The organism is Pseudoduganella namucuonensis (assembly GCF_900116645.1).
Classification (GTDB): Bacteria; Pseudomonadota; Gammaproteobacteria; order Burkholderiales; family Burkholderiaceae_D; genus Rugamonas; species Rugamonas namucuonensis.
Window position 1 is genome coordinate 15,947 of sequence record NZ_FPBO01000007.1, and the last position, 12,930, is coordinate 28,876.

At 68.3% G+C, this 12,930-nt stretch carries 12 protein-coding genes and 1 tRNA gene; 1 reads left to right on the forward strand and 12 read right to left on the reverse strand.

The features are described from left to right. Nucleotides 1-6: 6 nt before the first annotated feature. The 7 genes from epsE to BM436_RS09450 all read right to left on the reverse strand — a co-directional run bounded on the left by epsE (nt 7) and on the right by BM436_RS09450 (nt 7,369). A complete protein-coding gene (gene epsE / locus BM436_RS09420; protein ID WP_093555262.1) occupies nt 7-795 on the reverse strand; it encodes a polysaccharide export protein EpsE in 789 nt (262 codons plus the stop codon). Nucleotides 796-835: 40 nt separating this feature from the next. Further along, on the reverse strand, nt 836-1,744 hold the full coding sequence (locus tag BM436_RS09425) for an EpsD family peptidyl-prolyl cis-trans isomerase (RefSeq protein WP_229489800.1): 909 nt from the start codon (nt 1,742-1,744) through the stop codon (nt 836-838). A gap of 137 nt (nt 1,745-1,881) precedes the next feature. Beyond that, on the reverse strand, nt 1,882-3,264 hold the full coding sequence (locus BM436_RS09430) for an undecaprenyl-phosphate glucose phosphotransferase (RefSeq protein WP_093555264.1): 1,383 nt from the start codon (nt 3,262-3,264) through the stop codon (nt 1,882-1,884). A gap of 8 nt (nt 3,265-3,272) precedes the next feature. Next, the gene (epsL, locus tag BM436_RS09435; RefSeq protein WP_229489802.1) at nt 3,273-4,457 is read right to left on the reverse strand and encodes an XrtB/PEP-CTERM-associated polysaccharide biosynthesis outer membrane protein EpsL; all 1,185 of its coding nucleotides are present in this window, start codon (nt 4,455-4,457) and stop codon (nt 3,273-3,275) included. A 10-nt stretch (nt 4,458-4,467) separates the two neighbouring features. Next, nucleotides 4,468-5,184, reverse strand: a complete 717-nt coding sequence (locus BM436_RS09440; protein ID WP_093555265.1) for a CAAX prenyl protease-related protein — start codon at nt 5,182-5,184, stop codon at nt 4,468-4,470. A gap of 142 nt (nt 5,185-5,326) precedes the next feature. Continuing rightward, nucleotides 5,327-7,243 (reverse strand): ATP-binding cassette domain-containing protein, encoded by a 1,917-nt coding sequence (locus tag BM436_RS09445; RefSeq protein ID WP_093555266.1) that lies wholly within the window; start codon nt 7,241-7,243, stop codon nt 5,327-5,329. A 51-nt stretch (nt 7,244-7,294) separates the two neighbouring features. Next, nucleotides 7,295-7,369, reverse strand: a tRNA-Arg gene (locus BM436_RS09450). Between the two features lie 169 nt (nt 7,370-7,538). Between BM436_RS09450 and BM436_RS09455 the strand changes: the two genes are divergently transcribed. Beyond that, nucleotides 7,539-8,996 (forward strand): aldehyde dehydrogenase family protein, encoded by a 1,458-nt coding sequence (locus BM436_RS09455; RefSeq protein ID WP_093555267.1) that lies wholly within the window; start codon nt 7,539-7,541, stop codon nt 8,994-8,996. 1 nt (nt 8,997) lies between these two features. Here BM436_RS09455 and BM436_RS09460 read toward each other — a convergent pair whose 3' ends face one another. From BM436_RS09460 to BM436_RS09480, 5 genes are all read right to left on the reverse strand, one after another. Next, nucleotides 8,998-9,735: a PEP_CTERM-anchored TLD domain-containing protein gene (locus BM436_RS09460; protein ID WP_093555268.1), complete on the reverse strand. Its 738-nt coding sequence runs from the start codon at nt 9,733-9,735 to the stop codon at nt 8,998-9,000. After that, on the reverse strand, nt 9,696-10,343 hold the full coding sequence (locus tag BM436_RS09465; RefSeq protein ID WP_093555269.1) for an LbetaH domain-containing protein: 648 nt from the start codon (nt 10,341-10,343) through the stop codon (nt 9,696-9,698). Before BM436_RS09465 ends, BM436_RS09460 begins: the two co-directional genes overlap by 40 nt. A gap of 170 nt (nt 10,344-10,513) precedes the next feature. Next, on the reverse strand, nt 10,514-10,903 hold the full coding sequence (locus BM436_RS09470; protein WP_093555270.1) for a RidA family protein: 390 nt from the start codon (nt 10,901-10,903) through the stop codon (nt 10,514-10,516). A 2-nt stretch (nt 10,904-10,905) separates the two neighbouring features. Then, on the reverse strand, nt 10,906-12,072 hold the full coding sequence (locus tag BM436_RS09475) for an acyl-CoA dehydrogenase family protein (protein ID WP_093555271.1): 1,167 nt from the start codon (nt 12,070-12,072) through the stop codon (nt 10,906-10,908). Further along, entirely contained in the window at nt 12,072-12,926 is an 855-nt protein-coding gene (locus BM436_RS09480; protein WP_093555272.1) for an enoyl-CoA hydratase family protein, read from the reverse strand. Before BM436_RS09480 ends, BM436_RS09475 begins: the two co-directional genes overlap by 1 nt. Between the last annotated feature and the right edge of the window lie 4 nt (nt 12,927-12,930).

Consider the following 12,930-nt stretch of genomic DNA (forward strand, 5'->3'; position numbering starts at 1 on the left):
TCTTTTTTAGAACAGGCTTTCCTTGACGTACACCACGTCGTCCACCTGGACCGGGTCCTCCTGCCTGGCGTTGATCACCTGCAGCTGGCCGCTGGCGTCGCGGCGCTTGATGCGCATGCCGCGCTCGGTGCCGCGCGGGGTCAGGCCGCCGCCGGCCGACAGCGCCTGGATCACGGTCATGCCGCGCTCGAGCCGCACCGGGCCGGGGCGCTGCACCTCGCCGTAGATGTAGAACCGCGGCGCGCGGTCGACGAACACCACGTCGTTGGGCGCGACCTCGTAGTCGCGCGCCAGGTCGCCGGACTGCACCATGCGCACGATGTCCACGTTCTCGCTGGTGGTCTTGCCGTTGCGGGTGCGGATCAGGGTGACGGTGTCGCCGCCCTCGACGCTGATGCCGCCGGCCAGCGCCAGCACGTCCATCAGGCTGCGCTTGCTGTCCATGGGATAGCGTCCGGGCCGGTTGACCTGGCCCAGCACCGACACCTGGGCGCTGGCGATGGTGGTGACCAGGATGTTGACCTGGGCCTTCTTGACATAGCCGCCGCTGTCGAGCAGGCCGGCGATCTTCTTCTCGGCCGCCGGCACCGTCATGCCGGCCACGGCCACCTGCCCCACCAGCGGCACCGACACGGTGCCGGCGTCGCTGACGCGGGTCTCCAGCGCCAGGTCGGTGCCGTACACGGACACGCGCACCACGTCGCCCGCGCCGAGCACGATGTCGGCCGCGCCGGCGCGCGTGGCCATGGTCATGGCCAGCAGGGGCAGCAAGATCCACAGGATAAGTTTTTTCATGATGGACTCCCGGTTTGTTTCAGTTCAGGTTGACGGCGCTTCACTTCAACCCCGCCACGCCGCGCGCGTTGGCGTCGGCCGAGGCCACGGCGTCGGTCTTGTTGAAGTATTCGATCTTGGCGGCGGTGCGCAGGCGTTTCAGCTCGGCCTCGGCCGCCTCCTTGTTTTTCTGGTTCAGCAGGAACTGCTCGATCTGCGGCGCGGACGCGGCCAGCGTGGCCGGGCTGTCCTTGATGTCGGACAGCTGGATCAGCAGGCTGCGTTCGCCCTCGCGGATCACGAACAGCTGTCCCTTGGACATGGTGGCCAGCTTGGCGCCCAGTTCCGGCGGCAGGTCGGCGCTGGTGCGGGTGAGCTGGGTGGGCGCGTACTTGACCTTGTTGGCGTCCAGCCAGGCGGCCACCTCGTCGAGCGACTTGGCGCCGTCCATCTGGGCCTTGAGCGGGTCGCTCAGGTCCTTGGTGGCGATGACCAGCTCGCGCATGTCGAACTGCTTGCGGTTGCCGAAGAACTGCGGGTTCTGCTGGAAATAGGCCTCGACCTCGGCCCGGGTGGGCTTGGCTTGGCCGCCGATGCGCTTCTGGATGTAGGCCTGGGCGATGATCAGCGCCTTGGCGCGTTCGATGGCCTGCATCACCTTGGGATCGCGGTCCAGCTTTTCCTTGGCCGCCTCGTTGGTCAGCAACTGGCGGTCGATCAGCGATTCCAGCAGCTGCTTGCGGGCCGCCTCCTGCTGGCCGGCGGCGCCGGCGCGCTGCAGTTCCTCGTTCAGTTGCAGCACGGTGATTTCCGAGCCGTTCACGCTGGCCAGCGCCTGGCCGGGCTTGGCTTGTTCCTTGCTGCCGCAGGCCGACAGGCCCAGCGCCGCCAGCAGGATCAGCAACATCGGGCCGGCGCCGAGACCCGGGCGGGGGGCGGGATGGCGGTGGGTGGGGGTAAAGGTGTCCAAGGTGTTTCCTTTGAGTAAATATTTATTATCAACATTGTAAATGTGAAAAGATTTTAGCCCAGCGGCGATTTTCGCCGCGCACGAATGGTTTCGACGGGGGAGTCCGGAGGGCGGTCAGGCGCGCGCCCGGCGCGCGCTCAGTGCGCGTTCTCGCGCGCCGCCACCACCTTCAGCGTGCGCACGATGATCCACAGGTCCAGCCACAGCGACCAGTTGCGCAGGTAGTCGAGGTCGTAGCGGATCCGGGCCTCCATCTTGTCCAGGGTCTCGGTCTCGCCGCGCAGGCCGTTCACCTGCGCCCAGCCGGTGATGCCGGGCTTGACCTTGTGCCGCAGCATGTAGCCCTTGATCAGCTTGCGGTATTGCTCGTTGTGCGCGACCGCGTGCGGCCGCGGCCCGACGATGCTCATGCGCCCCTGCAGCACGTTGATGAACTGGGGCAGCTCGTCGAGCGAGGTCTTGCGCAGGAAGGCGCCGATCTTGGTCACGCGCTGGTCGTTCTTGCGCGCCTGCACCACCTTGGCGCCGTCCTCGGCCACCGTCATCGAGCGGAACTTGTAGACGATGATCTCCTCGCCGTACAGGCCGTAGCGGCGCTGGCGGAAGATGGCCGGGCCGGGCGAGTCCAGCTTCACGGCCGCCGCGATCACCGCCATCACGGGCAGCAGCAGCAGCGAGATCAGGCCGGCCAGCACGATGTCGCTGCTGCGCTTGACCAGGCTGTTGAAGCCGGTGAACGGGCTTTCGCAGATGGCGATCACGGGCATGCCGCCCACGTTGTCGAAGCGCGCCTGCATCAGGTCGAACACGTAGATGTCGGGCAGAAAATAGACCGAGGCGGTGGTGTCCTGCAGCTCGTCGAGCAGGCGGCGGATGCGCGGCTGCGCCGAGATCGGCTGGCTGATGAAGATCATCTTGATGTGGTGCTCGCGCACGAAGCCGGCGATGTCGTCCATCGCGCCCAGCACCGGGTGGCGGATGCCGCGCGGCATGCGGCCGTCGGTGCGGTCGTCGAAGAAGCCGCGCACCGTCATGAACAGGTTGGGCAGGCGGTCGATGGTGTTGGCGAAGCGCACGCCGACGTCGTTGGCGCCGATGATCAGCGCCGAGCGCACCTCGGTGTCCTTGGCCGGGTCCGAGCCCAGCTTGCGCGCCGCCAGGTGGCTCAGCAGCAGCGCGAACGGGGTGGCGGCGAACCACACCAGCACCACGTGCTCGTCGTAGTGGTAGGACAGGCCGCTGACGGAGCCGAGGAACACCAGGATCATGGCGGTGACGATCCAGCCGATGAAGATGTCGCGCGCGTAGGCCAGCATGCGGCCGCTGCGCCAGGTCTGGTAGGGGTCGACATACTGGTAGACCGAGGACGAGATGAAGAACGCCAGTATCATCAGCACCAGCGAGTAGCCGGTGAACGGTTCGGCGAACATCATCGAGAACAGGTACAGCGTACCCATGATGATGAGCGGGTCCAGCACGCGCTGGAAGAAGGAGATGAGTGGTATGTCGTTGACCGTCATGGTATTTCTCAGAACTGGATGCTGGCGCTGAGTGCGGCGCCATTGGTACGGTAATTGGTCGAGGCGTTGCCGCCCCGGACTTCGCGAAACACGTTGGCCGACACTTGCGAGGACAGCGTCGGCGCCCAAGTCAGTCCCAGCGACAGGTTGCGTGTCTTGTCGTGCAGGTTGGGCGCCGCGATCCGGCCCTCAAGAGTACTAAAGTCCCGCTTTTCGCGCCGCACGGCTGCGGTGGCCACCGTCTTGGCGCTGATTTCCCAGGTGGTGTTGAAGCTGGCGCCCTTGTTCACGCTGTTGTTGATGAAGTTGCTTTCAACGGCGGCGAACTCGCGCCACGCGCTGGCCTGCATCTTCAGCTTGCGCAACATGGACCAGCTCATCACGGCCCGTCCGTTCAGGCCGCTGGTATCGCGTTCCGTGTAGAAATTGTGCTTGCGCTCGGCCCAGCCGGCCAGCATCTGGAATTGCGTGGTGGCGCTGAACAGCCAGTAGACGTTGGCCTTCAGCTCGTCCTGCGTGTAGCTGTCGTCGATGGCCTCGCCGCCGAGGAAGCGGCGGTTCGGGTACTTGCCCTTGATGCGGCTGGCCTGCAGGCCGAAGCGGCTGCCGCTGGGCGGCAGGTAGTCGAAGCCGACGTCGACCTGGTCCTCGGTGCGGTTGTTGTACTGCATCAGCGGCAAGTCGTAGGTGGACTTCTGGCTGCTCGCCGCCGCGCGCACGCGGTAGCTGGGGTGGAAGCGCCAGGCGCCGTCGACATACTCGCGGCGCTGCTTGCGCAGGTTGCGCTCGGCGGTGTGGAAATCGTTGAACGAGGTCAGCGTCTGCGCGTAGCTGCCGCCCAAGTGCCCTTCCAGGTGGTTGCCGATGTGCCATTCGAGGTCGGCCAGGTAGTCCTTGCCGTCGTAGTCGAGCTGGCTGAAATGGTCGAACTTGACGCGCGATTCCTTGAACTGCCCGGTCAGCCGCTGGCGGCCGATGGGGCGGTCGAACAGCAGGCCGATCTGGGTGCGCGTGAAACTGTCCGAGCGCTTGCCGCCCAGGCCGCTGCCGCGGTCGTCCAGCCGGAACAGGTTGTCGTCGTAGGCGCGCGTCACCCCCAGGAAGGGGTGGATGGTGTCGCTGATGGCCGCCTCCGCCGGGATCACGGCGAGCGCGCCCAGCATCAGCAACAGATGCTTGCGTGGAGAAGTCATGTGTCTCCCCTTACCAGTATTGCCAGTTGCCGGACGCGACGATCCAGACCCCCAGCACGCCGTTGGTGACGGCGTGCGCCAGGATGGCGGTCCAGAGATTGCCGCTACGCATGTACAGCAAGCCGTAGGCCAGGCCGGCGACGATGCCGGCCAGCCACAGGTCGTGCTCGAAACCGAAAGCCACGGACGTGATCAACAGCGCGCGCGCGCCCGCCGCGGCGGGCCGCACGGCCAGGAAGCCGGCGCCGGACTGCCCGGACGGCGCCAGCCAGCGCTGCAGGAAGGAGCGCCAGAACAGCTCCTCCATGACGGGCACCACCAGCGCGGCGCCGGCGATGCGCGCCGCGGCCAGGCCCCAGTCGATGGCGCCGGCCTGGTCGCGCGGATCGAAGCCGGGCGAGGCGCCGATGCGCATCCAGTCCGCGCCCAGGGTGATCCACAACGCGAACACCACCAGGCCGGTGGCGATGGAAAGCGACGCCCAGCGGGCGCCCAGGCCGGTCCAGGCCAGTTCGGTGTAGGCGTGGCGGAAGGCCAGCAGCAGCGCCAGCACGGCGCCCACCTTGACGGCGTACAGCCAGCGCAGCTCGGCCGCGCCATAACCCAGGCGGCCCAGCACGTCGGCGATCAGGATGAACAGCAGATAGGTGGCGAACGGCAGGATGCGCGCCAGCGAGGGGGACGGAACGGCGGGGCCGGCCGTGGGGAGATAGGGTTTCACAGTCATGTGCTCTCTGCTGTTTTTAGCCGCAGTAATATGTCGCAAAGACCAGGGAAACGGGACGGCTTCCCTGGCAAGTTTGCAGATATTACAAGTTTTGGCTCAGCTGTAGCGCACGACTGCCCGCCGGCAATCTTTTAGCGGGGGCTTAGCTGGCGGAGCGGGACTCGATCGCTTCCCATTTCTCCAGCGCCTCCAGCAGTTCGCCCTCGATCGCCTCGATGCGCGCGTTCACGCGCTTGGCCTCGGCCGCGTTCTTCTTGTAGAAGTCGGGGTCGGACAGCTGCAGGTTGAGCGCGGTCTGCTCGTCCTCCAGCGCGGCGATCAGCTTGGGCAGCTCGTCCAGCTCGCGTTGCTCCTTGTAGCTCAGCTTTTTCTTGCCCGCGGCGGGCGCGGCGGCCGCCGCTGTTGCCGCGCCGGCGGCCGCTTCGGCCTTGGGCGCCGGCTTGGCGGCGGCCCTGGCCGGCACCGTGTCGCGCACGCGTTCCCAGTCAGTGTAGCCGCCGACGAACTCGCGCCATTGGCCCTGGCCCTCGGCCACGATGACCTGCGTCACGACGTTGTCCAGGAACATGCGGTCGTGGCTGACCAGGAACACGGTGCCGGGGTAGTCCTCCAGCAATTCCTCCAGCAGTTCCAGGGTGTCGATGTCCAGGTCGTTGGTCGGCTCGTCCAGCACCAGCACGTTGGCCGGCTTGGCGAACAGGCGCGCCAGCAGCAGGCGGTTGCGCTCGCCGCCGGACAGCGACTTGACCGGCGAGCGGGCGCGTTCCGGCGCGAACAGGAAGTCGTTCAGGTAGCTCATCGCGTGCTTGCGCTGGCCGTTGATCTCCACCCAGTCGCTGCCCGGGGCGATGGTCTCGAGCAGGCTGGCCTCCTCGTTCAGCTGGGCCCGCATCTGGTCGAAGTACGCCACCTGCAGCTTGGTGCCCTGCTTGATGGTGCCGGCGTCGGCGCGCTCCTCGCCCAGGATCAGCTTGAGCAAGGTGGTCTTGCCGGCGCCGTTGGCGCCGATCAGGCCGACCTTGTCGCCGCGCAGGATGGTGGCGCTGAAGTCCTTGACGATGACCTTCTGGCCGTAGGTCTTGGAGACGTTCTCCAGTTCCGCCACGATCTTGCCGGAGCGCTCGCCCGCCGTCACCTGCAAGCTCACCTGGCCCTGCTGGTCGCGGCGCACGGCGCGCTGCTCGCGCAGGCGCTCCAGGCGGCGCACGCGGCCCTCGTCGCGGGTGCGGCGCGCCTTGACGCCCTTGCGTATCCACACCTCCTCCTGCGCCAGGAACTTGTCGAACTTGGCGTTCTCGATCTCCTCGATCTCCAGCTGCTCGGCCTTGCGGGTCTGGTAGGCGCTGAAGTTGCCCGGGTAGGACAGCAGGCGGCCGCGGTCCAGCTCGACGATGCGGGTGGCCACGTTGTCCAGGAAGGAGCGGTCGTGGGTGATGAACAGCACGCTGCCCTTGAAGTCGCGCAGCAGGCCCTCCAGCCACATGATGGAGGTGAAGTCCAGGTGGTTGGTCGGCTCGTCGAGCAGCAGCACGTCCGGCGCCGACACCAGCGCGCGCGCCAGCGCCACGCGCTTCTGCATCCCGCCCGAGAGCGTGTTCATCAGCGCGTCCGGGCCCAGGTTCAGGCGGTCCAGGGTCTGTTCGACCTTGTTCTTCAGGTTCCAGGCGTCGGCCGCGTCCAGTTTCACCTGGATGTCGTGCATGCGCTCCATCAGCGCGTCGTCGTCGCCCTGGCCGAACCGGCCGGTCAGCGCGTCGTATTCCTTCAGCAGGTCCTGCAGCTCGCCCATGCCGGAGGCCACCGCGTCGAACACGCTCATCTCCGGCTCGAACACCGGCTCCTGTTCCACGTAGGCGATCTTCAGGCCCTGCTGCATCACCAGCAGGCCGTCGTCCAGCTTGAAGCGGCCCGAGATGATTTTCAGCAGGGACGACTTGCCCGTGCCGTTGCGGCCGATCAGGCCGACGCGTTCGCCGGTTTCCAGCGAAAATTCAGCATGGTCGAGCAGCGCGACGTGGCCGAACGCCAGTTGCGCGGAGGAGAGAGAGATGACTGCCATAGTGGTGAGCAAGCCCGCGGGCTTCGATATTTTGGGGGGATTTGGAGGGAATGGTATCGCCAACAGGAATCGAACCTGTATCTAAGTCTTAGGAGGACCTTGTACTATCCATTGTACTATGGCGACACACGGGGCCAGATTATACCCATTTGGCGCGCTTATGAGTAGTTCGCCGTTTCCGGGGCCTTTTCCGCGCCTTTTCCGGCCCCGTGCGCGGTTTAGAGGAATCCTGTCAAACAAATGCGAACGACCGTGCTAGGCTGGCCGCTTCGACCATTTTTTGAGCGGCGCCACCATGAACGATCCCCGCCAGGCCTTCCGTCCCGAAGCCGATCCGCAGCGCATCCGCGCCGCCTTCGACGCCCAGCTGCCCACCGCGCTGCGCTGGCGCGTGTCGACCGCCGCCGAGCGCATCGCCCGCGTCAAACGCCTGCGCGACGCCATGCTGGCGCAGCGCGAAGCCTTCTACGCCGCCTTCGCCCAGGACTACCGCAAGCCGCCGGCCGAGGTGGAGGCGTCCGAATTCCTGCCCGTGATGGACGAGATCCGCCACGTGCTGGGCAACCTGAAACGCTGGATGCGCCCGCGCGGGGTCTGGCCCACGGCCGCCATGCTGGGCACCCGCGGCGCCGTGCAATGCCAGCCGCGCGGCCGCGTGCTGATCATCGCGCCGTGGAACTATCCGCTGGGCCTGTGCTTCGGGCCGCTGGTGTCGGCGCTGGCGGCCGGCAACACCGCCATCGTCAAGCCGTCCGAAATGACGCCGGCCGTGTCGGCGCTGATGGCGCGCATCGTCGCCGAGGTGTTTCCGGAGAACGAGGTGGCGCTGTTCGAGGGCGGCCAGCCGACCTCGCAGGCGCTGCTGGACCTGCCCTTCGACCACATCTTCTTCACCGGCTCGCCGGCCGTCGGCAAGATCGTCATGGCCGCCGCCGCCAGGCATTTGACCAGCGTGACCTTGGAGCTGGGCGGCAAGTCGCCCACCATCGTCGACGCCAGCGCCAACCTGCAACAGGCGGCCGAGACGCTGATGTGGGGCAAGTTCATCAACAACGGCCAGACCTGCGTGGCGCCGGACCACGTGTACGTGCACGCCTCCGTGAAGGCCGCCTTCGTCGACGCCTGCCGCTCGGTGCTGCAGGCGCGCTACGGCGCCGGCGCGGCCGCGCAAAAGGCCAGCCCGGACCTGGCGCGCGTGGTCAACCACCGCCACGCCGAGCGCGTGGCGGGCCTGCTGTCGGACGCGCTGGCGCGCGGCGCCAACGTGCTGGCCGGCGGCGAGGTCGACCGGAACCAGTGCTACGTCGCGCCCACGCTGCTGGACCGCATCCCCGCCGGGGCCGCCATCCTGTCCGAGGAGATCTTCGGCCCGCTGCTGCCGGTGATCGAATACGGCGAGCTGGACGACGTGATCGCGGAAATCAACACGCAACCCAAGCCGCTCGCGCTGTACGTGTTCAGCACGAACCGGCGCGCCGTGGCCAAGGTGCTGGCGCGCACCAGTTCCGGCGGCGCCTGCGTCAACCACTGCGTCGCCCAGTTCGCGCACGGCAACCTGCCCTTTGGCGGCGTCAACAACTCGGGCATCGGCAGCGCGCACGGCGAGCACGGCTTCAAGGCCTTCTCGCACGAGCGCGCCGTGCTGCGCGCGACCATGCTGATGACCATCAAGCTGTTCTTCCCGCCCTACACCAAGTCGCGCACCCGGCTGATCCGCGCCGTGGTCGACATGCTGCGCCTGCCCACGCTGTGAGCTAAGCGGCCGGCCCCGCGCGCCGGCGGCGCCGGTGCGCCAGCGCCAGCGCGCCCGCCCCGGCCGCCAGCAGCAGCGCGCTGGACGGCTCCGGTATCTGAGTGATGGTATAGACCTCCAGCGCGCCGAACGTCACGTTGGGCGTGGACAGGTAGGGGCTGCCGTCGAGCAGGCTGGTGAACGGGTTCTGGTGGTCCAGCGCGTCGTTGTAGCTGAGGATGGCCGAGGTGCCCGTGGTCAGGTCGAAGGGCATCGACAGGTCGAAGCCGGCGCCGAAGGTGGGGCCGAAGTTGGCGTCGTTCAGCGTCTGCGAGGCGCCGTAGTCGTCGCCCGCCAGTTGCGGCAGCTGCGAATACTTGCGCCCGCTGGTCAGGTTGAAAATGAAGCCCGTGCGGTCCGCCTCGTTGGGTGTCACGTTGAAGCCGCCCTTGGACGACCAGCTCTGCGGATTGTAGCCGCCCACCAGCCAGCTGCGGCCGGCCGCGTCGCGCGCCTCCATGACGGCGAAGGTGCGGCCCTTGCCGTCGGCGGCCGCGTGGAAATCGGCCGCCGTCTTGCCCGCGCCCTTTTCGAACAGCAGGTCCAGCGCGAGCGGCCCCTCGCCCAGCCAGGTGGACAGCCGCGCCTGTTCGGCCGCGCCGATCAAGGTGGCGTGGGCGGCCGCGGGCGCGGCGCACAGGACGGCCGCGACGAGCGCGCTCAGGGCCGCTCGGAGATGCGCTCGGGGTTGGATAAGCATGGTGCTACCTCTTGATTGGATGCCAGTGGCTGCGGCGCCGGATTCATCACGTCGGGCACGCAGTTGCTTTTCACGATGGAGGAGGGATTGCCGGCCACCACCGAATACGGCGGCACGTCGGCGCTCACGAAGGCGCCGCCGCCGATGCGGCTGCCGCGCCCTATGGTCACGCCGCCGACGATCATGGCGTGCGGGCCGACCCACACCTCGTCCTCCAGGGTCGGGTAGCCGATGTCGCGCTCGCCATTGGCGCCGATGCGGTCGCGCCGGCCCAAGGTGGCGCCGTGGAACAGCGTGACGTTGCGGCCGATGCGCACGCCGGGGCTGACCACCGTGCCCCAGCCGTGGGTCAGCGCCAGCCCGGGGCCGATCTGCGCGCCCCAGGGCAGGTCCATGGCGGCGCCGTGCGTGGCCATGCGGTGCAGCAGCTTCAGCGCGGGCAGCAGCAGGCGCCCCGCCCCGCCGCCGTCGCGCGCGGCCTGGCACAGCCGCATGGTGACCACGGGGCGGAAGGTGCGCCGCGTGAGGAAGCCCTTCAACGCCAATGCCGCGCTGTAGCGGCCAAACTGCCGGTGCGTGTCGGCTTTCAAACCATCCCAAGTACTCATTGTTCTCCTACCGTTGAATTGCCGATGTAGACACTGCCTATGTTGACATCGTGGCAGTGTTATCGATTCGGCCTGAACGCGGCGCGCAATTGACACGCGCGGCGGGGCGGCGCGGTTTCGATATCACTTGCCTTACTGCAATTCGACGGCGGCGGGCGCCCGCGACGCGCTCACGGCACGATCGCGGTCACCTCGATCTCCACCTTGGCCTGGTCCTCCAGCAGCGCGGCCACCTGCACCGCCGTCATGGCCGGGTAGTGCTGGCCGATGATCTCGCGGTAGGCCGCGCCGATCCCCTTGTAGGCGCCCATGTACTCGCGCTTGTCGGTGACGTACCACGTCATGCGCACGATGTGCTCGGGCCGGGCCTGCGCCTCGGCCAGCACGGCCACGATGTTGAGCAGGCACTGGCGCGCCTGGCCGGCGAAGTCGCTGGTGTGGAACACGCCCTGGCCGTCCCAGCCTATCATGCCGCTGACGCAGACCGTCCTGCCGCTGGCGGCCACGCCGTTCGAATAGCCGCGCGGGCGCACCCAGCCCGGTGGTTGCAGGAAATCCATGGTCAGCCTTTCTGGGTTTTCAACAGTTCGCGCGCGATGATCAATTGCTGCACCTCGGTCGCGCCCTCGTAGATGCGCAGCGCGCGGATCTCGCGGTACAGCCGCTCCACCGGCTGCTCGCTGACCACGCCCAGGCCGCCGAACATCTGCACGGCGGCGTCGATCACCTGCTGCGCGGTCTCGGTGGCCGTCATCTTGGCCATGGCCGCCTCCTTGGTCACGACGCGGCCCTGGTCGCGCTGCCAGGCGGCGCGGTAGGTCAGCAGGGCGGCGGCGTCGATGCCGGTCGCCATCTGCGCCAGCCTGGCCTGCGTCAGCTGGAAGTCGGCCAGCGTGTGGCCGAACATCTTGCGCCCTGTGGCGCGCGCCAGCGCCTCGTCCATCGCGCGGCGCGCGAAGCCCAGCGCGGCGGCGGCCACCGAGGTGCGGAACACGTCCAGCGTGGCCATCGCCACCTTGAAGCCCTGCCCCGCCGCGCCCAGGCGCCGCGCGGCCGGCACGCGGCAGTTGGTGAACACGAGGCGCGCCAGCGGGTGCGGCGCGATCACGTTGATGCGCTCGGCGATTTCCAGGCCCGGCGTGTCGGCGTCGACGATGAAGGCGCTGATGCCGCGCGCCCCGGGCTGCTCCCCGGTGCGCGCGAACACCACGTAGAAGTCGGCGATGCCGCCGTTGGAGATCCAGGTCTTTTCGCCGTCCAGCACGTAGTCGCCGCCGTCGGCCACCGCCGCGCACCGCATGGCGGCGACGTCGGACCCGGCCTCCGGCTCGGACAGCGCGAAGGCCGCGATGGCCTCGCCGCGCGCCACCCGCGGCAGGTAGGCCTCCTTGTTGGCGTCGCTGCCGAACAGGCTGATGGCGCCCGAGCCCAGGCCCTGCATGGCGAAGGCGAAATCGGCCAGGCCGGAATGGCGCGCCAGCGTTTCCCGGATCAGGCAGACGGCGCGCGTGTCGATCGCGTCGCGCGCGCCGCCGTGGGCCGCGCCGCCCACCGCGTGGCGCAGCCAGCCGGCCTCGCCCAGCCGGCGCACCAGTTGGCGGCAGGCCCCGTCGACGTCGGCGCCGTGGCCGTCGTGGATGTGCTCCGCCGCCCAGGCGTCCAGCGCCCGCTCCAGCGCGGCGTGTTCCGGCGCGAAGAAGGGCCAGTCCAGATATGCTTTGTCGGCCATTAGTCCCCCTCGAATTCCGGTTTTTGCTTGGCCACGAAGGCGTGGTAGGCGCGGTGGAAATCGTTGGTGGCCATGCAGATGGCCTGCGCCTGCGCCTCGGCCTCGATGGCCTCGTCCACGCCCATGTTCCACTCCTGCTGCAGCATCTTCTTGGTCATGCCGTGGGCGAAGGTGGGGCCGTCGGCCAGGCCTTGCGCGGTGGCCCTGGCGGCGGCCGGCAGCGCGTCCGGCGCGTGCAGGCTGTTGAGGAAGCCCCAGCGCTCGGCCTCCACGCCGGACATGGCGCGGCCCGTGTACAGCAGCTCGGCGGCGCGGCCCTGGCCGATCACGCGCGGCAGCAAGGCGCAGGCGCCCATGTCGCAGCCGGCCAGGCCCACGCGGGTGAACAGGAAGGCGGTCTTGCTGCGCTCCGTGCCGAGCCGGATGTCGGACGCCAGCGCCAGCATGGAGCCGGCCCCGGCGCAGATGCCGTCGATGGCCGCCACGATGGGCTGCGGGCAGGCGCGCATGGCCTTCACCAGGTCGCCCGTCATGCGGGTGAAGGACAGCAGGCCGGGCATGTCCAGCCTGGTCAGCGGGCCGATGATGTCGTGCACGTCGCCGCCGGAGCAGAAGTTCTCGCCGGCGCCGTTGACGACGATGGCGTGCACGTCGTCGGCGTAGGCCAGCGCGCGGAACAGGTCGCGCAGCTCGGCGTAGGATTCGAAGGTGAGCGGGTTCTTGCGCTCGGGGCGGTTCAGGGTCAACGTGGCGACGCCGCGCTCGACGCCGAACAGGAAGTGGCGCGCCTGGTGGCCGGCCAGCGAGGCGCGGTTGCCGGGCAGCTGTTGCGGTTCTCCGGGAAGGTGTTTCATGGTG

Coding starts and splice junctions, on each gene's coding strand:
- epsE (WP_093555262.1), bottom strand. CDS start 795: ATGAAAAAACTTATCCTGTGGATCTTGCTGCCCCTGCTGGCCATGACC.
- BM436_RS09455 (WP_093555267.1), top strand. CDS start 7,539: ATGAACGATCCCCGCCAGGCCTTCCGTCCCGAAGCCGATCCGCAGCGC.
- BM436_RS09480 (WP_093555272.1), bottom strand. CDS start 12,926: ATGAAACACCTTCCCGGAGAACCGCAACAGCTGCCCGGCAACCGCGCC.
- BM436_RS09460 (WP_093555268.1), bottom strand. CDS start 9,735: ATGCTTATCCAACCCCGAGCGCATCTCCGAGCGGCCCTGAGCGCGCTC.
- BM436_RS09475 (WP_093555271.1), bottom strand. CDS start 12,072: ATGGCCGACAAAGCATATCTGGACTGGCCCTTCTTCGCGCCGGAACAC.
- BM436_RS09440 (WP_093555265.1), bottom strand. CDS start 5,184: ATGACTGTGAAACCCTATCTCCCCACGGCCGGCCCCGCCGTTCCGTCC.
- BM436_RS09430 (WP_093555264.1), bottom strand. CDS start 3,264: ATGACGGTCAACGACATACCACTCATCTCCTTCTTCCAGCGCGTGCTG.
- epsL (WP_229489802.1), bottom strand. CDS start 4,457: ATGACTTCTCCACGCAAGCATCTGTTGCTGATGCTGGGCGCGCTCGCC.
- BM436_RS09465 (WP_093555269.1), bottom strand. CDS start 10,343: ATGAGTACTTGGGATGGTTTGAAAGCCGACACGCACCGGCAGTTTGGC.
- BM436_RS09445 (WP_093555266.1), bottom strand. CDS start 7,243: ATGGCAGTCATCTCTCTCTCCTCCGCGCAACTGGCGTTCGGCCACGTC.
- BM436_RS09470 (WP_093555270.1), bottom strand. CDS start 10,903: ATGGATTTCCTGCAACCACCGGGCTGGGTGCGCCCGCGCGGCTATTCG.